Origin of the sequence: Salmonella sp. SAL04202 (assembly GCF_046550775.1) — a bacterium.
GTDB classification, from domain to species: domain Bacteria; phylum Pseudomonadota; class Gammaproteobacteria; order Enterobacterales; family Enterobacteriaceae; genus Salmonella; species Salmonella enterica.
The window spans coordinates 117,199-137,011 of record NZ_JBGDXK010000007.1 but is presented as its reverse complement, the minus strand read 5'-3'; the positions used below and the strand labels follow the sequence as shown (position 1 = coordinate 137,011).

At 52.8% G+C, this 19,813-nt stretch carries 19 protein-coding genes and 1 pseudogene; 14 read left to right on the top strand and 6 right to left on the bottom strand.

Annotated features, from left to right (window positions below; translation table 11 throughout):
• Positions 1–79 precede the first annotated feature (79 nt).
• Positions 80–1,870, top strand: a complete 1,791-nt coding sequence (locus ACLJQJ_RS21570) for an aryl-sulfate sulfotransferase (RefSeq protein ID WP_000899639.1) — start codon at positions 80–82, stop codon at positions 1,868–1,870.
• Positions 1,871–2,472: 602 nt separating this feature from the next.
• Here ACLJQJ_RS21570 and ACLJQJ_RS21565 read toward each other — a convergent pair.
• Both ACLJQJ_RS21565 and rpmE read right to left on the bottom strand, forming a co-directional pair.
• Positions 2,473–2,586: pseudogene (locus ACLJQJ_RS21565) on the bottom strand (hypothetical protein); the annotation flags it as partial.
• Between the two features lie 279 nt (positions 2,587–2,865).
• Positions 2,866–3,078 carry a 50S ribosomal protein L31 gene (rpmE, locus tag ACLJQJ_RS21560; RefSeq protein WP_000715284.1) on the bottom strand — a complete coding sequence of 71 codons (213 nt, stop codon included), beginning with the start codon at positions 3,076–3,078 and terminating at the stop codon, positions 2,866–2,868.
• A 203-nt stretch (positions 3,079–3,281) separates the two neighbouring features.
• On the opposite strand from rpmE, the gene priA reads away from it, so the two are divergent.
• The 7 genes from priA to rraA all read left to right on the top strand — a co-directional run bounded on the left by priA (position 3,282) and on the right by rraA (position 11,268).
• Positions 3,282–5,480: a primosomal protein N' gene (priA, locus tag ACLJQJ_RS21555; RefSeq protein ID WP_000109397.1), complete on the top strand. Its 2,199-nt coding sequence runs from the start codon at positions 3,282–3,284 to the stop codon at positions 5,478–5,480.
• 154 nt (positions 5,481–5,634) lie between these two features.
• A complete protein-coding gene (gene cytR, locus ACLJQJ_RS21550) occupies positions 5,635–6,660 on the top strand; it encodes a DNA-binding transcriptional regulator CytR (RefSeq protein ID WP_000841337.1) in 1,026 nt (341 codons plus the stop codon).
• A gap of 93 nt (positions 6,661–6,753) precedes the next feature.
• Complete coding sequence (gene ftsN, locus ACLJQJ_RS21545) at positions 6,754–7,731, top strand: cell division protein FtsN (RefSeq protein ID WP_000068809.1); 978 nt, start codon at positions 6,754–6,756, stop codon at positions 7,729–7,731.
• A 91-nt stretch (positions 7,732–7,822) separates the two neighbouring features.
• Complete coding sequence (hslV, locus tag ACLJQJ_RS21540; protein WP_000208240.1) at positions 7,823–8,353, top strand: ATP-dependent protease subunit HslV; 531 nt, start codon at positions 7,823–7,825, stop codon at positions 8,351–8,353.
• A gap of 9 nt (positions 8,354–8,362) precedes the next feature.
• Positions 8,363–9,694: an HslU--HslV peptidase ATPase subunit gene (hslU, locus tag ACLJQJ_RS21535; RefSeq protein ID WP_001293360.1), complete on the top strand. Its 1,332-nt coding sequence runs from the start codon at positions 8,363–8,365 to the stop codon at positions 9,692–9,694.
• A 66-nt stretch (positions 9,695–9,760) separates the two neighbouring features.
• The gene (gene menA, locus ACLJQJ_RS21530) at positions 9,761–10,690 is read left to right on the top strand and encodes a 1,4-dihydroxy-2-naphthoate polyprenyltransferase (protein WP_063809149.1); all 930 of its coding nucleotides are present in this window, start codon (positions 9,761–9,763) and stop codon (positions 10,688–10,690) included.
• Positions 10,691–10,782: 92 nt separating this feature from the next.
• A complete protein-coding gene (rraA, locus tag ACLJQJ_RS21525) occupies positions 10,783–11,268 on the top strand; it encodes a ribonuclease E activity regulator RraA (protein WP_000872918.1) in 486 nt (161 codons plus the stop codon).
• 221 nt (positions 11,269–11,489) lie between these two features.
• Here the strand turns inward: rraA and zapB are convergent, their stop codons facing one another.
• The gene (gene zapB, locus ACLJQJ_RS21520; protein WP_000051370.1) at positions 11,490–11,729 is read right to left on the bottom strand and encodes a septal ring assembly protein ZapB; all 240 of its coding nucleotides are present in this window, start codon (positions 11,727–11,729) and stop codon (positions 11,490–11,492) included.
• A gap of 398 nt (positions 11,730–12,127) precedes the next feature.
• Between zapB and ACLJQJ_RS21515 the strand changes: the two genes are divergently transcribed.
• The 4 genes from ACLJQJ_RS21515 to fpr all read left to right on the top strand — a co-directional run bounded on the left by ACLJQJ_RS21515 (position 12,128) and on the right by fpr (position 16,467).
• Entirely contained in the window at positions 12,128–12,973 is an 846-nt protein-coding gene (locus tag ACLJQJ_RS21515) for an MIP/aquaporin family protein (protein WP_000084285.1), read from the top strand.
• A gap of 20 nt (positions 12,974–12,993) precedes the next feature.
• Positions 12,994–14,502, top strand: coding sequence for a glycerol kinase GlpK (glpK, locus tag ACLJQJ_RS21510; protein ID WP_000136808.1), 1,509 nt, complete (start codon positions 12,994–12,996; stop codon positions 14,500–14,502).
• A gap of 111 nt (positions 14,503–14,613) precedes the next feature.
• On the top strand, positions 14,614–15,624 hold the full coding sequence (gene glpX / locus ACLJQJ_RS21505) for a class II fructose-bisphosphatase (RefSeq protein ID WP_023232486.1): 1,011 nt from the start codon (positions 14,614–14,616) through the stop codon (positions 15,622–15,624).
• 96 nt (positions 15,625–15,720) lie between these two features.
• Positions 15,721–16,467 (top strand): ferredoxin--NADP(+) reductase, encoded by a 747-nt coding sequence (gene fpr / locus ACLJQJ_RS21500; protein ID WP_000796304.1) that lies wholly within the window; start codon positions 15,721–15,723, stop codon positions 16,465–16,467.
• 105 nt (positions 16,468–16,572) lie between these two features.
• Here fpr and ACLJQJ_RS21495 read toward each other — a convergent pair whose 3' ends face one another.
• Complete coding sequence (locus ACLJQJ_RS21495) at positions 16,573–17,001, bottom strand: DUF805 domain-containing protein (RefSeq protein WP_000155236.1); 429 nt, start codon at positions 16,999–17,001, stop codon at positions 16,573–16,575.
• Positions 17,002–17,101: 100 nt separating this feature from the next.
• Here ACLJQJ_RS21495 and ACLJQJ_RS21490 point away from each other — a divergent pair, with 100 nt between their 5' ends.
• Together ACLJQJ_RS21490 and tpiA are read left to right on the top strand one after the other, a co-directional pair.
• Positions 17,102–17,698: a YiiQ family protein gene (locus ACLJQJ_RS21490; protein WP_000802241.1), complete on the top strand. Its 597-nt coding sequence runs from the start codon at positions 17,102–17,104 to the stop codon at positions 17,696–17,698.
• 112 nt (positions 17,699–17,810) lie between these two features.
• Positions 17,811–18,578: a triose-phosphate isomerase gene (gene tpiA / locus ACLJQJ_RS21485; RefSeq protein WP_001216339.1), complete on the top strand. Its 768-nt coding sequence runs from the start codon at positions 17,811–17,813 to the stop codon at positions 18,576–18,578.
• 91 nt (positions 18,579–18,669) lie between these two features.
• Here the strand turns inward: tpiA and ACLJQJ_RS21480 are convergent, their stop codons facing one another.
• Both ACLJQJ_RS21480 and lsrG read right to left on the bottom strand, forming a co-directional pair.
• Positions 18,670–19,434 (bottom strand): epimerase, encoded by a 765-nt coding sequence (locus tag ACLJQJ_RS21480; protein ID WP_063809150.1) that lies wholly within the window; start codon positions 19,432–19,434, stop codon positions 18,670–18,672.
• A 9-nt stretch (positions 19,435–19,443) separates the two neighbouring features.
• Complete coding sequence (lsrG, locus tag ACLJQJ_RS21475; RefSeq protein ID WP_001543603.1) at positions 19,444–19,734, bottom strand: (4S)-4-hydroxy-5-phosphonooxypentane-2,3-dione isomerase; 291 nt, start codon at positions 19,732–19,734, stop codon at positions 19,444–19,446.
• Between the last annotated feature and the right edge of the window lie 79 nt (positions 19,735–19,813).

Sequence of the window (19,813 nt, the reverse complement as noted above, 5' to 3'; positions counted from 1 at the left end):
TAAATGTTTTTTCATCTCCGATAAATAAGAAGGTTAATATACATTCATTTTATCGATAATATCGAATGGGGAAATAAATATGTTATTTACAAGGAAAGTCTTACCTGTATTATGCTGCCTGTGTTTGAGCGGCAGCGTTTTGGCCTCAGGCGTTTTAGACCCAAACAGGCCAATGGTCGCATCAGCAGATGTCATTCCAGTCCATGAAGGGCCATTAGGTATGGTCGATGTCGCTCCCTACGGCGGCGTTTTCCCATTAACAGCAATCATTAATAAAGCCAATCATAATGTACAGGACGTGAAGGTTACCGTTTTAGGGAAAGGGGAAAAAGGTATCCCGATCAGTTATGATGTCGGCCCGCAGGCTATAAATACCCATGACGGCATACCTGTATTTGGCTTGTATCCAGATTATGTCAATAAGGTTAAAGTTGACTGGACTGAAGAAGGTAAAAAACAAACTTATACGTGGTCCATTTACGCCGCACCGGTATCATTACCCTCTACTACCGGGCAAACTGCCGTTCTTCCTACAGTAGAACCGGTTAAAGTCGATAGCTCGCTTAAAAATCGCTTATATCTTTTTAACCATATAACAGGGATGCCAAGAGCCGGCCACATTATGCATGTCGCAGGCGGCGCGGCGAACTGGGATTATACCGGTATCAACTGGATTAGCGATACGAATGGCGATGTTCGCGGCTATATGAATATTGATAAATTCCGTAACCAGGATGATATAACGCGCTTTGGTTCCATGATGAGCTTCCATCAGGTTAACGATGGCAATCTTATTTTTGGCCAGGGTCAACGTTACTTTAAATATGATTTCTTAGGCCGCGTTATTTCCGATAAACGACTGCCAAAAGGATTTATTGATTTTTCGCACGCCATTACCGAAACGCCGAAAGGCACCTACCTGCTGCGTGTCGCAAAAGAAAATTATCCATTAAATGGTAAATACACCATCAATACGGTGCGTGATCATATTCTTGAAGTTGACCAGAACGGCGATACCGTCGATTACTGGGATCTGCCAAAAATCCTCGATCCCTATCGTGACGACGTTATTCTGGCGATGGATCAGGGAGCGGTATGTTTGAGCGTCGATGCCGAACATTCCGGTCAGGTCATGACCAAAGAGCAGCTTGCAAAACAACCCTTCGGCGATATCGCGGGTTCCGGCCCGGGCCGCAACTGGGCGCATGTTAACTCCGTCAGCTACGATCCTCGCGACGACAGCATTATCATTAGCTCGCGCCACCAGTCTGCCATCATCAAAATTGGTCGCGATAAAAAAGTGAAATGGATACTTTCCGATCCATCCGGCTGGAAAGGCGAACTGGCGAAAAAAGTGCTGAAACCCGTAGACAGCAACGGTAAACCACTAACCTGCGAAGCGCACCACTGCGACGGTGGATTTGACTGGACATGGACACAACATACCGGTTGGTTAGTGCCATCCAAAAGCACCGGAGGTAAAACCGTCGTGACCGCCTTTGATAACGGCGATGCGCGCGGCATGGAACAACCGGCCATGCCATCAATGAAATATTCCCGCGGCGTGGAATATCAAATTGACGAAAAAAATATGACGGTTTCCCAAATGTGGGAATATGGTAAAGAGCGCGGTTTTGACTGGTACAGCGCCATTACTTCCGTCACGGAATATCGCCCGGAAACCAAAACGATGTTCATGTACTCGGCTACAGCGGGAATGAGCGGTACAAAACCGATCGTTTCCGTTCTGGATGAAGTCAAAGACGGCACTCAGGATGTGATGCTGGAGCTAAAAGTACACAGTAACCGTGCCGGTATGCTGGGTTATCGGGCGCTGATTATCGATCCAGAGCAGATGTTTAAAAAATAAAGCGAGATAGTAAAAGTAAAACAGGCGGAAGCTAACTTCCGCCTGAATGGTTAAAACGTATTGTAGTTATGACATTCGCCTTATCCAGACTCAGATCGACCACCCGTTTCTTCAGCTGGAAGGTCAGAATTTGACATTGTCGCAGTTAGCCATTTATGTTGAAGGACGACTGAAGAATGTGATGCCGCTGTAGCATTTTTAACGTGACACATAATTCTGAACGCTCTCAAGATAATTTCTTCTCCAGATTTTATTTTAAAATTGTGTAATTAATAACTCACTTTAAAATAAATTATTTCTTTTTCTTTCGTCCTGTATCCCATCCATTTATTCTATAAACAACGCATAGCAACCATGCGCCAGTGGCATAAAAGAAAACAGGAGCAAAAATATCATTAATATTAAAATCAATTTTTGGCCATGTCGAAAATCTGAAATAATAGATACCTCTTAGAATCCATTCTCCCACAAAACACATAAGGAAAAATGAAAAGTACACATAAAAATACAATAGTATGAATTTAATTATTCCTTTCATTTTTTCGTCTCCTCTGTATCAAAAATCTCCTCTGATTTATCTCCTATATATTCAGAGAGGACTACACCGAACAGGCCACGTCCGTCGGCGCGCCAATCAGCACACCCGCTGCCCCCTGGACTATCGGACCGCCCACCGGGGTCATGTCACCCTGACGCGCCGCCGGTTTTCCACTTATTGTTATATCCTTATGAGTTATAGTTGCGCAAAACCCTACAAGGAACAGGTGGTATACAAAAGATCAAAAATGGTTGTACGGTGAATTTTAGGAATATATCAAGATCGGCGGGCGAGAAAGGTTGTTCGAATAATAAGCAGCGTTATTACCACTGGCTAGTCCTGGAATAGATTGACATATCTTCCTTTGTATATAAATAAAATGTGTCAACGTTATTATTCAGGACGGGTCATCCATAACAAAAAAAGCGCCCTGCGGCGCTTTTTTTCTGGCGGTAACTTATTTGCTGCCAGGGATGCTGAAGCGCTTGTTGAAGCGCTCAACACGACCACCGGTATCAACAACACGCTGCTTACCAGTGAAGAACGGGTGGCATTTGCCGCACACGTCCAGGTTCAGGTCGTGACCCACGGTAGAGTGGGTTTTGATAACATTACCGCAAGAACAGGTTGCAGTAATTTCTACGTAATTCGGGTGAATACCTTTTTTCATGGGGAACCTCAGTGTAAGGCCGCGTCGCTCTTCCAGCCCTAACGCCAGACACCACGCGAAGTTAATAGTAAAGGGTTTGATGCTCACAACACGCACCAAAGGCGGCGAATCATACAGAATTTGACCACCGTATGCAAACTGATCCGCGCTCCCTTATCGTAATGTGTATACTACCCGACGAAATTTCAAGTCAGGAAGATGCTATGTCCGTCGCGCACGTTGCCTTGCCCGTTCCGCTTCCCCGAACCTTTGATTACCTGCTGCCGGAAGGCGGGGTCGCCAAAGCCGGGTGCCGCGTGCGCGTGCCGTTCGGCAAGCAGCAAGAGCGCGTGGGCATTGTCGTCTCGGTTAGCGACCACAGCGAATTGCCGCTCGATGAATTAAAATCGGTCATTGAAATCCTGGATAACGAGCCAATCTTTTCTCCCTCCATCTGGCGCTTACTCCTCTGGGCGGCGGATTACTACCACCATCCCCTCGGCGACGTTCTGTTTCACGCTCTGCCGGTTTTACTGCGTCAGGGAAAACCAGCCAGCAACGCGCCCCTATGGTATTGGTTCGCCACCGAAGAGGGGCAAGCCGTCGACATCAACAGCCTGAAACGCTCCGCCAAACAACAACAGGCGCTGGCGGCGCTGCGGCAAGGAAAGATCTGGCGCTATCAGGTAGCCGAGCTTGATTTTACTGACGCCACGCTGCAAACGCTGCGGCGTAAGGGGCTTTGTGAGCTTGCCAGTGAAACGCCCGCGTTTACCGACTGGCGGGAGCGTTATGCCGTCGCAGGAGAGCGCCTGCGGCTGAATACCGAACAGGCGACAGCAGTCGGCGCGATTCACAGCGCGTCGGACGGTTTCTCCGCCTGGTTGCTGGCAGGCGTAACCGGTTCCGGCAAGACCGAAGTGTATCTGAGCGTGCTGGAAAACGTCCTCGCCCAGGGCAAACAGGCGCTGGTGATGGTGCCGGAAATCGGCCTGACGCCGCAAACGATCGCCCGTTTTCGCGAACGTTTTAACGCGCCGGTGGAAGTGCTGCATTCCGGGCTAAACGACAGCGAGCGTCTTTCGGCATGGCTGAAAGCGAAAAACGGCGAAGCGGCGATTGTCATCGGCACGCGCTCCTCGCTGTTTACGCCGTTTAAAAATCTTGGCGTGATTGTCATCGACGAAGAGCACGACAGCTCTTATAAACAGCAGGAAGGGTGGCGCTACCATGCCCGCGATTTGGCAGTGTATCGCGCCCATAGCGAGCAGATCCCGATTATTCTCGGCTCCGCCACCCCAGCCCTGGAAACGCTATGCAACGTGCGGCAGAAAAAATACCGGATGCTGCGTCTGACGCGGCGCGCAGGCAATGCCCGCCCAGCCCTGCAGCATGTGCTGGATTTAAAAGGCCAGCGTCTTCAGGCGGGACTGGCGCCCGCCCTTATCGCCCGTATGCGCCAACATCTCCAGGCCGACAATCAGGTAATTTTATTTCTTAACCGCCGGGGATTCGCGCCCGCGCTGCTTTGCCACGACTGCGGCTGGATTGCGGAGTGCCCGCGTTGCGATCACTACTACACGCTGCACCAGGCGCAGCATCATTTACGCTGTCATCACTGCGACAGCCAACGTCCGGTACCGCGTCAGTGCCCCTCCTGCGGCTCCACACATATGCTACCGGTTGGGTTAGGGACGGAACAGTTGGAGCAGGTGCTGGCGCCCTTCTTCCCCGGCGTGCCGATCTCACGAATCGACCGTGATACCACCAGTCGTAAAGGCGCGCTGGAGCAGCATCTGGCGGAAGTTCACCGCGGCGGAGCGCGCATTCTGATAGGCACACAAATGCTGGCGAAAGGCCATCACTTTCCGGACGTCACGCTGGTGGCGTTGCTGGATGTCGATGGCGCGCTTTTTTCCGCAGATTTTCGTTCGGCGGAACGCTTCGCCCAGCTCTACACTCAGGTTTCCGGCCGCGCCGGGCGTGCGGGCAAACAGGGCGAAGTGGTGCTCCAAACGCACCATCCTGAGCATCCCCTGCTGCAAACGTTACTGTATAAAGGCTATGATGCGTTTGCGGAACAGGCGCTGGCGGAACGGCAAACGCTCCAGCTTCCGCCGTGGACCAGCCACGTCATTATTCGCGCAGAGGATCACAACAATCAGCAGGCGCCCGTCTTTCTCCAGCAGTTGCGTAATCTGATTCAGGCCAGCCCGCTATCAGACGATAAGCTGTGGATCTTAGGTCCGGTTCCGGCCCTCGCGCCAAAACGCGGCGGCCGCTATCGCTGGCAAATTTTACTTCAGCATCCTTCACGGATTCGCCTGCAACACATCATCAGCGGCACGCTGGCGTTGATCAATACGCTCCCGGAAGCGCGGAAAGTTAAATGGGTTCTGGACGTCGATCCGATTGAAGGATAGTCCTCACGATGCGAGGCGGATCGTAAAATTAAAGATCCATCACACTTTTTATGAAAATTCTGTAACCGCTTCCACGCACTATCTGATAAAAATGTTTTCGATGAGTGTTACCAGGGATAGATCTGCGCCAGCAGTTCCCAGGCGAGGAGAAAGAGTGAAATCGAACAAGCAGGTTACTGCCGCTACGATGAAGGATGTTGCGTTGAAGGCGAAAGTCTCTACGGCAACCGTATCCCGCGCGTTAATGAACCCCGATAAAGTCTCCCAGTCGACCCGTAGCCGGGTTGAACAGGCCGCGCTTGAAGTGGGTTATTTCCCGCAGTCGATGGGGCGAAATGTAAAACGCAATGAATCCCGTACGATTTTGGTGATTGTCCCGGATATTTGCGATCCCTTCTTCAGTGAAATTATCCGCGGTATCGAAGTGACCGCGGCAGAACAGGGGTATCTGGTGCTGATTGGCGATTGCGCCCATCAAAACCAGAAAGAAAAAACCTTTCTTAATCTCATCATCACCAAACAGATCGACGGCATGGTACTTCTCAGTTCCCGACTGCCCTTTGACGCCAGCGTTGAGGAGCAGCGCAATTTGCCTCCGATGGTGATGTCGAATGAGTTTGCGCCGGAGCTTGAACTGCCGACGGTACATATCGATAACCTGACCGCCGCGTTCAATGCCATGAACTACCTGTTGGATTTGGGCCACAAGCGGATTGGTTGTATTGCGGGGCCGGAAGATATGCCGCTCTGTCACTATCGCTTACAAGGTTACGTACAGGCATTAAGACGCAGTGGCATTGTGGTCGATCCGCATTACATCGCCCGTGGCGACTTTACCTTTGAAGCCGGGGCAAACGCATTAAAGCAGTTGCTTGAGCAACCGTTGCCGCCTACCGCCGTCTTTTGTCATAGCGACGTAATGGCGCTGGGCGCCCTCTCCTGGGCCAAGCGCCAGGGTCTGAAAGTGCCTGACGATCTGTCGATTATCGGCTTTGACAATATCGCGCTGGCCGAGTTTTGCGACCCTCCGTTGACAACCGTGGCGCAGCCGCGTTTTGACATTGGTCGCGAGGCGATGCTGCTGTTGCTCGATCAGATGCAGGGGCAAAATGTGAGCAGCGGCTCGCGTTTAATGGATTGCGAGCTGATTATTCGCGGTTCTACGCGCGCTTTACCCTAAAGTAAATAGCTTTAAGACTCACCTGTCTGGTCAAAGGCCCGCCGCTTCAGTAACATGACGGGCTGACGAACGAATAAATACAGCGAAACGATAGTGGCACAACGAGATTATGTACGTCGCGGCCAACCGGCTCCTTCGCGGCGCAAAAAGAGCACCTCACGGAACTCACGGAAGAAGCAAAGCAACATGCCTGCCGTCTCGCCGGCAATGGTCGCGATTGCGGCAGCCGTCCTTGTGACCTTTATCGGCGGTCTGTACTTCATTACTCACCATAAGAAAGAAGAGTCCGAAACGCTACAAAATCAGAAAGTCACCGGCAATGGGCTTCCGCCAAAACCGGAAGAGCGCTGGCGTTACATCAAAGAGCTGGAAAGTCGCCAGCCGGGCGTGCGTACGCCAACGGAACCTTCCGCCGGCGGTGAAGTCATGAATCCGAATCAGCTCACCAGCGAGCAGCGTCAACTCCTGGAGCAAATGCAGGCGGATATGCGTCAGCAGCCAACGCAACTTAACGAAGTGCCGTGGAACGAGCAGACGCCAGAACAACGCCAGCAAACGCTACAGCGCCAGCGTCAGGCGCAGCAGCAGCAGCAGTGGGCTCAAACGCAGCCTGTTCAGCAACCACGTACGCAGCCGCGGGTAAACGAACAGCCGCAAACGCGCACGGTACAGTCCGCCCCGGCGCAACCTGCGCGCCAAAGTCAGCCGCCGAAGCAGACGGCCTCGCAGCAACCTTATCAGGATTTGCTGCAAACGCCGGCGCATACCAGCGCGGCAGCGCCGAAAGCCGCGCCAATTACGCGCGCGCCTGAAGCGCCGAAGGCGACAGCAGAGAAAAAAGATGAACGTCGCTGGATGGTGCAATGCGGTTCATTCAAAGGCGCCGAGCAGGCAGAAAGCGTCCGCGCTCAGCTGGCGTTTGAAGGCTTTGACTCCAAAATTACCACCAATAACGGCTGGAATCGCGTGGTTATCGGGCCGGTGAAAGGTAAAGAAAATGCCGACAGCACCATTAACCGTCTGAAGATGGCGGGCCATACAAACTGCATTCGACTCGCCACCGGGGGTTGAAACCCTCAAAATCTCCCCCATCTATACTTGCATTATGCCCCGTACGCCGTACGGGGCCGCAATTCAGCATTAGTAACCAAGGGGTCTGCTCGTGACAACAATAGTAAGCGTACGCCGTAACGGCCACGTGGTAATCGCCGGTGATGGTCAGGCCACACTGGGTAACACAGTAATGAAAGGCAACGTGAAGAAAGTCCGCCGCCTCTACAACGACAAGGTCATTGCGGGCTTTGCGGGCGGTACTGCGGATGCATTCACGCTGTTCGAGCTGTTTGAACGTAAACTGGAAATGCATCAGGGGCACCTGGTCAAAGCCGCCGTTGAACTGGCGAAAGACTGGCGTACCGACCGTATGCTACGCAAACTGGAAGCGTTGCTGGCCGTCGCGGATGAAACCGCCTCGCTCATCATCACGGGTAACGGCGATGTCGTGCAACCTGAAAACGATTTAATTGCTATCGGCTCCGGCGGTCCTTATGCCCAGGCTGCCGCTCGCGCTCTGTTGGAAAATACCGAGCTCGGCGCGCGCGAAATTGCTGAAAAGGCGTTGGATATTGCAGGCGATATCTGCATTTACACCAACCATTTCCACACCATTGAAGAATTGACCGCCAAAGCGTAAGGACCTCTCATGTCTGAAATGACCCCACGCGAAATTGTCAGCGAACTGAACAAACACATTATCGGCCAGGATAACGCAAAGCGTTCCGTGGCAATTGCATTGCGTAACCGCTGGCGTCGTATGCAGCTTGATGAAGAGCTGCGCCACGAAGTAACGCCGAAAAATATTCTGATGATTGGCCCGACCGGCGTCGGTAAAACCGAAATCGCCCGTCGTCTGGCAAAACTCGCCAACGCGCCGTTCATTAAAGTCGAAGCCACCAAATTCACCGAAGTGGGCTATGTCGGGAAAGAAGTGGACTCTATCATCCGCGATCTGACCGATGCCGCGGTGAAAATGGTTCGCGTACAGGCTATCGAGAAAAATCGCTATCGTGCGGAAGAGTTGGCGGAAGAACGTATTCTCGACGTGCTGATCCCACCCGCAAAAAATAACTGGGGCCAGGCCGAACAGCAGCAGGAGCCTTCTGCCGCCCGTCAAACGTTCCGCAAAAAACTGCGCGAAGGCCAGCTCGACGATAAAGAGATCGAGATTAACCTCGCCGCCGCGCCGATGGGCGTAGAGATTATGGCGCCTCCGGGCATGGAAGAGATGACCAGCCAGTTGCAGTCTATGTTCCAGAACCTGGGCGGTCAGAAACAGAAACCGCGTAAGCTGAAAATTAAAGACGCGATGAAACTGTTGGTTGAAGAAGAAGCTGCTAAGCTGGTCAACCCGGAAGAGCTGAAACAGGACGCTATCGACGCGGTTGAACAGCACGGCATCGTGTTTATCGATGAAATTGACAAAATTTGTAAGCGTGGCGAAACCTCCGGCCCGGATGTTTCACGCGAAGGCGTACAGCGCGACTTACTGCCGCTGGTAGAAGGCTGCACGGTTTCGACCAAACACGGGATGGTCAAAACGGATCATATTCTGTTTATCGCCTCTGGCGCGTTCCAGGTGGCGAAGCCGTCTGATCTGATCCCGGAACTGCAGGGCCGCCTGCCGATTCGCGTTGAGCTTCAGGCGCTGACCACCAGCGATTTCGAACGCATTTTGACCGAGCCAAACGCCTCCGTCACCGTGCAGTATAAAGCGCTGATGGCAACTGAAGGCGTCAATATCGAGTTCACCGATTCCGGTATTAAACGTATTGCCGAAGCCGCCTGGCAGGTTAACGAAACCACCGAAAACATCGGCGCGCGCCGTCTGCATACCGTACTGGAGCGTCTGATGGAAGAGATTTCCTATAACGCCAGCGATCTGCACGGCCAAAACATCACAATTGATGCGGAATATGTGAGCAAACATCTGGATGCGCTGGTCGCAGATGAAGATCTAAGCCGTTTTATCTTATAATCGCGTCCAATGCATTTTCATCACTGTTGATGGGGCTGAAAAGCCCCATTTTTATTGGCGCTAAATATGACTGAACAACAACAAATTAGCCGCATCCAGGCCTGGCTGGAAAGCTTACGACCCAAAACCTTACCCCTCGCCTTCGCGGCGATTATCGTCGGTACGGCCCTGGCATGGTGGCAAGGCTATTTCGATCCTCTGGTCGCACTGCTGGCCCTTATCACCGCCGGGCTGTTGCAAATTTTATCCAACCTCGCCAACGATTATGGCGACGCTGTCAAAGGCAGCGATAAACCGGATCGCATCGGGCCGCTGCGGGGGATGCAAAAAGGCGTCATCACCCGACAGGAGATGAAGCGGGCGTTACTCATTACCGTCGTGCTGATCTGTATCTCCGGACTGGCGCTGGTGGCGGTCGCGTGCCATACGTTAACCGATTTTGTCGGCTTCCTGATTTTGGGCGGGCTGTCGATTATCGCCGCCATCACCTACACCGTGGGTAATCGGCCCTACGGCTATATCGGGCTGGGTGATATCTCTGTCCTGGTATTCTTTGGCTGGCTAAGTGTCATGGGGAGCTGGTATCTCCAGGCGCATACGCTGATTCCGGCGCTGATTCTCCCGGCCACCGCCTGCGGTTTACTGGCGACGGCGGTGCTGAATATTAATAACCTGCGCGATATTAATAGCGACAGAGAGAACGGCAAAAACACCCTTGTAGTACGACTGGGCGATGTCAACGCGCGTCGTTATCACGCCTGCCTGTTGCTAGGCGCGCTGCTCTGTCTGGCGCTGTTTAATCTGCTCTCGCTACACAGTCCGTGGGGATGGTTGTTTATTCTGGCCGCGCCCTTGCTCATTAAACAAGCGCGCTACGTAATGCGCGAAAGGGAGCCTGCGGCAATGCGCCCGATGCTTGAACGTACCGTTAAAGGCGCGTTGTTAACCAACCTGTTATTTGTGATTGGGATACTCTTAAGTCAGTGGGCCGTTTAACTGACAAATATCAATTAACAATTGATGATTTTGCCAACAGTATACTTAGCGCGATATACTAAAAATTCTCGCAGCAACTGAACGTTAAGCCTATGAAATACGATACTTCCGAGCTTTGTGACATCTATCAGGAAGATGTCAACGTCGTGGAACCGCTGTTCTCTAATTTTGGAGGGCGGTCGTCGTTTGGCGGACAAATCATCACGGTAAAATGTTTCGAGGACAACGGGTTGCTGTACGATCTGCTCGAACAAAATGGCCGTGGTCGGGTTCTGCTGGTCGATGGCGGCGGTTCTGTCCGTCGTGCATTAGTCGATGCGGAGCTGGCGCGTCTGGCCACGCAAAATGAATGGGAAGGGCTGGTTATCTATGGCGCGGTGCGTCAGGTGGACGATCTGGAAGAGCTGGATATCGGCATTCAGGCGATCGCCGCCATTCCGGTTGGCGCCGCAGGTGAAGGCATTGGGGAAAGCGATGTGCGCGTCAATTTCGGCGGCGTGACGTTCTTCTCCGGCGATCATCTCTATGCCGACAACACCGGGATTATCCTTTCCGAAGACCCGCTTGATATCGAGTGATCAAAAAAGGCGCCGTAAGGCGCCTTTTTTATGCGTTGTCGCTGATTGCCGGATGTCGGCTTACGCCTTATCCGGCCCACCGGTATCCGCATTCTAAATCCTCTATAGATTTCGCGTCAGGGCAAGGCGGCAAGTAAGTGAATCCCCAGGAGCATAGGCCACTATGTGACTGGGGTGAACGCACGCAGCCAACGCCGCCATAACGTGAAATATGACGAGGATTAGACTTCTTCCATACGACCAAGCAGCGCCTGCAAACGTTCCTGCCAGCCGCTCTGCTGTTCCTTCAGAGAATTATTTTCACGCTCGAGTTCTTCACGCTGATGCTGTGCAGACTGCACTTCCTGCGTCAGGCTGTTGTTCTTTTCTTTCAGCTCTTCAATTTCCATCTGTAACAGGGTGATGGTGTCAATCGCCTGCTGTACTTTTGCTTCCAGTTTCTCAAACACTTCTAAAGACATGATCTTACCTCTCCTGAATTGCAAGGCGACGCTTCACGTAAACGCGCACAATATATAGTGTCGATTGTATGAAGCCCCGCTCTCGCTGTCCAGCGACATACCGCGTAGATCGCGGTTTGCAGCAATTTTCATCCATCTCCTGGTAACATTCATTCAATAACTTAAAAGTGTTAACATATTGGTTAATGAAATGATTCAATTCACTCTCTTCTGCTGTCTCAAAATGCGCCTCATGGCGCGATAACGCTCATTTTATTGACGCAGTACACACATTTTGATTTCGATATTTCTCGTTTTTGCTCGTTAACGATAAATTAACAGTGTGCCTACAGGGCATCGTGGATGTCCATGACCTCCTCGCATACCAATAATCATTACATACTCTTCAGGATCCGATTATGAGTCAAACATCAACCTTAAAAGGCCAGTGCATTGCTGAATTCCTCGGTACCGGGTTGTTGATTTTTTTCGGTGTGGGTTGTGTCGCTGCGCTTAAAGTTGCCGGAGCTACTTTTGGACAGTGGGAAATCAGCGTCATCTGGGGTCTGGGAGTAGCGATGGCTATCTACCTGACGGCAGGTGTTTCTGGCGCACACCTGAACCCGGCAGTGACCATCGCACTCTGGCTATTTGCCTGTTTCGACAAACGTAAAGTTGTTCCTTTTATTATTTCTCAAGTTGCCGGCGCCTTTTGCGCAGCGGCGTTAGTTTACGGGCTTTATTACAATCTTTTTGTAGACTTCGAACAAACCCACCATATCGTCCGTGGCAGCGTTGAAAGTCTCGATCTCGCAGGCATTTTCTCAACTTACCCGAATCCTCATATCAATTTTGTGCAGGCCTTCGCGGTTGAAATGGTGATTACCGCTATTCTGATGGGGCTGATTCTGGCGCTGACCGACGACGGTAACGGCGTACCTCGCGGTCCGCTTGCGCCACTGCTCATTGGTTTACTGATCGCCGTTATCGGTGCCTCTATGGGGCCGTTGACCGGGTTTGCGATGAATCCGGCGCGTGACTTTGGCCCCAAAATGTTCGCCGGGCTTGCCGGTTGGGGGGAAATTGCGTTTACCGGCGGTAGAGACATTCCTTACTTCCTGGTGCCGCTGTTTGGCCCCATCGTCGGCGCCATTCTGGGCGCGTTTGCTTATCGCAAATTTATTGGCCGTCATTTGCCGTGCGATACCTGCGTCGTGGAAGAGAAGGACTCCACCGCGACCACACAACAAAATGCTTCGCTGTAATCTGATTACGGGACAAAATTATGACTGAAAAAAAATATATCGTTGCGCTCGACCAGGGTACCACCAGCTCCCGCGCGGTCGTTATGGATCATGACGCGAATATCGTCAGCGTATCACAGCGTGAATTTGAGCAAATTTATCCTAAGCCAGGCTGGGTAGAACACGACCCGATGGAAATTTGGGCGTCCCAAAGCTCAACGCTGGTAGAAGTACTGGCTAAGGCCGATATCAGTTCCGATCAGATTGCCGCTATCGGTATCACCAACCAACGTGAAACCGCGATCGTCTGGGAACGTGAAACCGGCAAACCGATATACAACGCTATTGTCTGGCAGTGCCGTCGTACCGCCGATATTTGCGAACAGCTTAAACGCGACGGCCTGGAAGATTACATCCGCGACAATACCGGTCTGGTCGTCGACCCGTACTTCTCTGGCACTAAAGTGAAATGGATCCTTGACCATGTGGAAGGTTCGCGCGAACGCGCGAAGCGTGGCGAGCTGCTGTTCGGTACGGTGGATACCTGGCTTATCTGGAAGATGACGCAGGGCCGCGTCCACGTTACGGATTACACCAACGCCTCACGAACCATGCTGTTCAACATCCATGATTTGGACTGGGACGATAAGATGCTGGACGTGCTGGATATCCCACGCGCGATGCTGCCCCAGGTACGTAAGTCCTCCGAAGTCTACGGCCAGACCAATATTGGCGGTAAAGGCGGTACACGTATTCCTATCGCCGGGATTGCCGGGGATCAGCAGGCCGCGCTATTCGGCCAACTGTGCGTAAAGGAAGGAATGGCAAAGAACACCTACGGCACCGGCTGCTTTATGCTGATGAACACCGGCGAGAAAGCGGTAAAATCGGAAAACGGCCTGCTGACCACCATCGCCTGCGGCCCAAGCGGCGAAGTCAACTATGCGCTGGAAGGTGCGGTGTTTATGGCGGGAGCGTCCATTCAATGGCTGCGTGATGAAATGAAGCTCATCAGCGACGCATTCGACTCCGAATATTTCGCCACGAAAGTGAAAGATACCAACGGTGTCTACGTGGTTCCGGCCTTCACCGGTCTGGGCGCGCCGTACTGGGACCCGTATGCCCGCGGCGCCATTTTTGGCCTGACCCGCGGCGTGAACTCTAATCACATTATCCGCGCGACGCTCGAATCCATCGCTTACCAGACCCGCGACGTACTGGAAGCGATGCAGGCCGACTCCGGTATCCGCCTGCACGCTCTGCGTGTGGACGGCGGCGCAGTGGCCAACAACTTCCTGATGCAGTTCCAGTCAGATATTCTCGGCACGCGGGTGGAACGCCCGGAAGTGCGCGAAGTGACCGCGCTGGGCGCCGCCTATCTGGCTGGTCTGGCCGTCGGTTACTGGCAGAACCTGGACGAGCTGCAGGAAAAAGCCGTCATTGAGCGAGAATTCCGCCCCGGCATTGAAACCACCGAGCGTAACTACCGTTACAGCGGCTGGAAGAAAGCGGTTAAACGCGCAATGGCGTGGGAAGATCACGACAAGTAAGGTCGCCATCCGGCAAAATCTTTGTGCGGGGGCAACTCCGCACACACATCAATTATTCCCTCCTTCCCCTGTGCTACACTGCGCGCCACTCCTTTTTGCTACGAGTTTGTTATGAGACGAGAACTTGCCATCGAATTTTCCCGTGTGACCGAAGCGGCGGCGCTGGCTGGCTACAAATGGCTGGGACGCGGCGATAAAAATACCGCGGACGGCGCGGCGGTCAACGCCATGCGTATCATGCTCAACCAGGTCAACATTGACGGCACCATCGTGATTGGCGAAGGCGAAATCGACGAGGCCCCGATGCTCTATATCGGCGAGAAAGTCGGTACCGGCCACGGCGATGCGGTAGATATCGCCGTCGATCCGATTGAGGGCACGCGCATGACGGCGATGGGTCAGGCGAACGCGCTGGCGGTGCTGGCGGTCGGCGATAAAGGCTGTTTCCTGAATGCGCCCGATATGTATATGGAAAAACTGATTGTCGGTCCGGGCGCCAAAGGGGCGATCGATCTCAATCTGCCGCTGGCGGATAACCTGCGCAACATCGCGGATGCGCTGGGTAAACCGCTTGGCGATCTGACCGTGACCATTCTGGCAAAACCGCGTCATGACGAGGTCATCGAAGAGATGGCCAAACTGGGCGTACGCGTGTTTGCCATTCCTGACGGCGACGTCGCGGCCTCAATTCTGACCTGTATGCCGGATAGCGAAGTCGACGTGCTGTACGGGATTGGCGGCGCACCAGAAGGCGTAGTATCCGCAGCGGTGATCCGCGCGCTGGACGGCGATATGCAGGGGCGTCTGCTGGCGCGCCATGATGTGAAAGGCGACAGCGAAGAAAACCGCCGCATTGGCGAACAGGAACTGGCGCGCTGCAAAGCAATGGGCATTGAAGCGGGCAAGGCGTTATGCCTGGGCGATATGGCGCGTAGCGATAACGTTATTTTCTCCGCGACCGGCATCACGAAAGGCGATCTGCTGGAAGGAATTAGCCGAAAAGGCCATATCGCCACGACGGAAACGCTGCTGATCCGCGGCAAATCACGCACCATCCGCCGTATTCAGTCGATCCACTATCTTGATCGTAAAGATCCGGATGTACAGGCGCATATCCTCTAGCGCATTTGTTAGTTAGAGCCTTCCAGCCTCGCGGGGCTGGAAATCTTTCTCCTGACGAACGAAGATAAGGTTAGCGATTCAGAACAGGAGAAAACCATGGCCGATTGGGTAACAGGTAAAGTCACTAAGGTGCAAAACTGGACTGACGCACTGTTCAGCCTGACCGTTCACGCCCCCATTAATCCTTTTACTGCAGGCCAATTTACCAAACTCGGACTGGAGATCGATGGCGAGCGCGTTCAGCGCGCGTATTCCTATGTCAATGCGCCTGACAATCCGAATTTAGAGTTTTATCTGGTGACGGTGCCGCAAGGAAAGCTCAGCCCGCGGCTGGCGGCGCTAAAACCTGGCGATGAGGTGCAAGTGGTCAGCGACGCGTCGGGTTTCTTTGTACTGGATGAAGTGCCTGACTGCGAGACGCTATGGATGCTGGCGACCGGAACCGCTATTGGCCCGTATTTGTCTATTCTGCAATATGGCCAGGATGTCGCACGCTTTAAAAATCTGGTCTTAGTCCACGCCGCACGCTTCGCCGCCGATTTAAGCTATTTGCCGCTAATGCTGGAACTGCAACAGCGTTATGAAGGCAAGCTGCGCATCCAAACGGTGGTCAGCCGGGAGAGCGTGCCAGGCTCGCTTACCGGGCGCGTGCCTGCGCTCATTGAAAACGGCGAGCTGGAAAAAGCCGTTGGATTGCCGATGGATAAAGAGACCAGCCACGTTATGCTGTGCGGGAACCCGCAGATGGTGCGCGATACGCAGCAACTGCTGAAAGAGACCCGACAGATGACTAAACATCTGCGCCGCCGACCGGGGCAGATGACGGCTGAACATTACTGGTGATGTTTTACCGAATGGCGGCTGGGGCTTATCCGGCCTGCAAATCATCACCAATCTGTGGGCCCGGTAAGCGTCAGCGCCACCGGGCAAATTACGGTTTACCGCCCGTTACAGCTCTGCCTTAAACTTCACGTCCTGTGTCGCTTTCCCAAACTTATTTTCCCCCTGAACACCGACAAACGCGCCCAGATCGATAAGCATCATCACCAGGATCAGCGTCGGAATAAATCGCCCGACGACCCACTGCCACATCCCCGGCAGCATCACCCAGTTTCCGGCCAGCAGCATCCACGCCAGAATCATTAGCAACGCCCACGCGCCGGAACGTCCCCGGTCATGCAGACGTTTGACCATGACGGCGGCGGTCGGCCACAGCAGGCACACCAGGCAAAATGCCGCCGTTTGGATATCAAGCAGGTTTTTCCCCGCCAGCGAAAATAGCGCCAGCATCCCGGCAAACCAGAGGCCGATCCAAATCCAGAAATCACGGCGTCCGATACGCCCTTTAAATGAGAATAACCATTGCTGTATGGTCATGTAAGTTCCTTATATTTTGCCTTCCGCTACAGTTTACCCTTTTGACAAGCCCGACAGTTATCGTTTTAATCGTGAGCAGTCCTAACGAAAGGTAAGATTGATGAAGCCAGGATGTACTCTGTTTTTACTGTTGTTTTCTGCTCTCACCGCCAGCATAACGGCGCACGCGCAGCTCTCTTCATCGACCACGACAGCGCCCTATCTGCTGGCGGGCTCGCCAACCTTTGATCTTTCTATTAGCCAGTTTCGTGAGAACTTTAACCGCCAGAATCCCGATCTGCCGCTCAATGAATTTCGCGCCATTGAGAATAGCCGCGATAAGGCGAATCTGACCCGCGCCGCCAGTAAGATTAACGAAAATCTGTATGCCTCCACGGCGCTGGAGCGCGGTACGCTCAAAGTGAAAAGTATGCAGATTACCTGGCTGCCCATTCAGGGGCCGGAACAGAAAGCGGCGAAAGCGAAAGCGCTGGAATATATGGCCGCCATTATTCGCACTGTCGCCCCGTTGCTGACAAAAGAGCAAAGCCAGAAAAAACTGCAAAAGATGCTTATCGCCGGTAAAGGTAAACACTATTACGCCGAGACCGAAGGCGCGGTACGTTATGTTGTCGCAGATAACGGCGAAAAGGGGCTGACCTTCGCGGTTGAACCGATTAAGCTGGCGTTATCTGAAAATCTGGAAGGGGCGAATTGATGACAAAAAGCAAAGCCTTTCCGGGGATGAATCTCTATACTGTTTCACAGACCATGCTGCTCTGACGAGCGGCCATCTTCCTTAATTCGCTGACTAAGCGTGGAGAAATGAAATGCGACATCCTTTAGTGATGGGTAACTGGAAACTGAACGGCAGCCGCCACATGGTAAACGAACTGGTGGCTAACCTGCGTAAAGAACTGACGGGCGTAGCAGGCTGCGACGTGGCAATCGCTCCGCCGGAAATGTATATCGATCTGGCGAAACGCGCTGCTGCCGGCAGCCACATCATGCTGGGCGCGCAGAACGTTGATCTGAATCTGTCTGGCGCATTCACCGGTGAAACTTCGGCTGAAATGCTGAAGGATATCGGCGCGCAGTACATTATTATCGGCCACTCCGAGCGTCGTACTTATCATAAAGAATCTGACGAGCTGATCGCCAAAAAATTCGCCGTACTGAAAGAACAAGGTCTGACGCCGGTACTGTGCATCGGTGAAACCGAAGCGGAAAACGAAGCGGGCAAAACAGAAGAAGTGTGCGCACGCCAGATCGACGCGGTACTGAAAACGCAGGGCGCGGCAGCCTTTGAAGGCGCGGTTATCGCTTACGAACCCGTATGGGCGATCGGTACCGGTAAATCTGCAACTCCTGCGCAGGCGCAGGCAGTGCACAAATTCATCCGTGACCACATTGCCAAAGCTGACGCGAAAATCGCTGAACAGGTTATTATCCAGTACGGCGGTTCTGTTAATGCCTCCAACGCAGCCGAACTGTTCGCGCAGCCGGACATCGACGGCGCGCTGGTAGGCGGCGCTTCTCTGAAAGCTGACGCCTTCGCCGTGATCGTGAAAGCAGCAGAAGCTGCTAAACAGGCTTAATTGCCAATCTATGTCTGATGGCGCTGCGCTTATCAGGCCTACCAGCCGAGTGCTTATGTAGGCCTGATAAGGTAAAGCCGCCATCCGGCATTTATGCTGTGGAGGGTAAGAAAGTAGTATCCCCGGCAACCTTAAACATCGCCCTCCAGCTCCGCGTATTCTCAACCAGCCGATCATCACGAAATAACGCACTACCAGAAACAACACGATCGATGCCCTGTGCAATCAGCGAAGGCAACTGATCCTGCGTTAACGACCCATCAATAACGATAATTTTACCTTCGCGTTTATCACCAAGTAGACAGAAAAGCTGTGCCACGCGCTCATGCAAATCACTGGAGCGCATTTTACTGCCGTATCCAGGGTTCACTGCCAGTAGTTGAATAACCTCAACGTCGCTCAGAATGGGGATAATGACATCCAGAGGCGTTGCCGGGCATAAACTAATCCCCCGGATCACCGGCATTTCACCGCCAATAACGGGCACGGTCTGCTGACCAAGCCAGCTTAGCGTATGATGCAGATGAATATCGCCTTCTGCCTGAAGCGTGATGCAGTGTGCGCCCGCCTTCACGCAGGCTTGCGCCACCGTCCATTGGTCCGCTACCATCAAATGAACATCTTTGATAAAAGTTTGCGGCAGTTGCCCAACTGCCCATGGCCCAACGGTAAACTGCGGGCAAAATTGACCATCCATCAAATCCAAATGCAACAGCGGCTGGTTTAACGCTTCCAACTGTTGCAGATAGCGATGCAACGCAATCCACTGCCCTGCCAGAATACCCACACTAAGCGGATATGACGCTAACAATGCCACACATGCTTCGCGCGTTAATCCGGCAAACTGGCTGTTCATGAGCACTCCTTAAGGCATCAAACCCATAAAAACTTTTTTTGTCCGCGGGCCGGTCATCAACGGTTCAAGCTGCTCCACGCAAGTTTTGTAGTGTGGCGTTGTCTTGTGAAAAGCGACGGCCTGTTCATCAACGTAGGCTTCATAAATATAAAATCGCGTAGGCACCTGCGGATCCTGCAGAACATCAAAACGCAAGTTACCCGGCTCTTTAATTGAGCCCAGATGATTCTGCCGAAAAACATCGATAAATTGTTCAACCTTGTCATCATGAACGTTAATTTCAACCAGCGTAACGTGCATCATTAACCCCCTGATTATTCCAAATAAAATAACAGTCATCCCCATCTCCCCGCATCGGTAAAAGATGGGGAAGCGATCT

Excerpts from the sequence above, each read along its gene's own strand:
- ACLJQJ_RS21570 (WP_000899639.1), top strand. The coding sequence starts at position 80 with ATGTTATTTACAAGGAAAGTCTTACCTGTATTATGCTGCCTGTGTTTG.
- rpmE (WP_000715284.1), bottom strand. The coding sequence starts at position 3,078 with ATGAAAAAAGGTATTCACCCGAATTACGTAGAAATTACTGCAACCTGT.
- priA (WP_000109397.1), top strand. The coding sequence starts at position 3,282 with ATGTCCGTCGCGCACGTTGCCTTGCCCGTTCCGCTTCCCCGAACCTTT.
- hslU (WP_001293360.1), top strand. The coding sequence starts at position 8,363 with ATGTCTGAAATGACCCCACGCGAAATTGTCAGCGAACTGAACAAACAC.
- menA (WP_063809149.1), top strand. The coding sequence starts at position 9,761 with ATGACTGAACAACAACAAATTAGCCGCATCCAGGCCTGGCTGGAAAGC.
- rraA (WP_000872918.1), top strand. The coding sequence starts at position 10,783 with ATGAAATACGATACTTCCGAGCTTTGTGACATCTATCAGGAAGATGTC.
- zapB (WP_000051370.1), bottom strand. The coding sequence starts at position 11,729 with ATGTCTTTAGAAGTGTTTGAGAAACTGGAAGCAAAAGTACAGCAGGCG.
- ACLJQJ_RS21515 (WP_000084285.1), top strand. The coding sequence starts at position 12,128 with ATGAGTCAAACATCAACCTTAAAAGGCCAGTGCATTGCTGAATTCCTC.
- glpK (WP_000136808.1), top strand. The coding sequence starts at position 12,994 with ATGACTGAAAAAAAATATATCGTTGCGCTCGACCAGGGTACCACCAGC.
- glpX (WP_023232486.1), top strand. The coding sequence starts at position 14,614 with ATGAGACGAGAACTTGCCATCGAATTTTCCCGTGTGACCGAAGCGGCG.
- fpr (WP_000796304.1), top strand. The coding sequence starts at position 15,721 with ATGGCCGATTGGGTAACAGGTAAAGTCACTAAGGTGCAAAACTGGACT.
- ACLJQJ_RS21495 (WP_000155236.1), bottom strand. The coding sequence starts at position 17,001 with ATGACCATACAGCAATGGTTATTCTCATTTAAAGGGCGTATCGGACGC.
- ACLJQJ_RS21490 (WP_000802241.1), top strand. The coding sequence starts at position 17,102 with ATGAAGCCAGGATGTACTCTGTTTTTACTGTTGTTTTCTGCTCTCACC.
- tpiA (WP_001216339.1), top strand. The coding sequence starts at position 17,811 with ATGCGACATCCTTTAGTGATGGGTAACTGGAAACTGAACGGCAGCCGC.
- ACLJQJ_RS21480 (WP_063809150.1), bottom strand. The coding sequence starts at position 19,434 with ATGAACAGCCAGTTTGCCGGATTAACGCGCGAAGCATGTGTGGCATTG.
- lsrG (WP_001543603.1), bottom strand. The coding sequence starts at position 19,734 with ATGCACGTTACGCTGGTTGAAATTAACGTTCATGATGACAAGGTTGAA.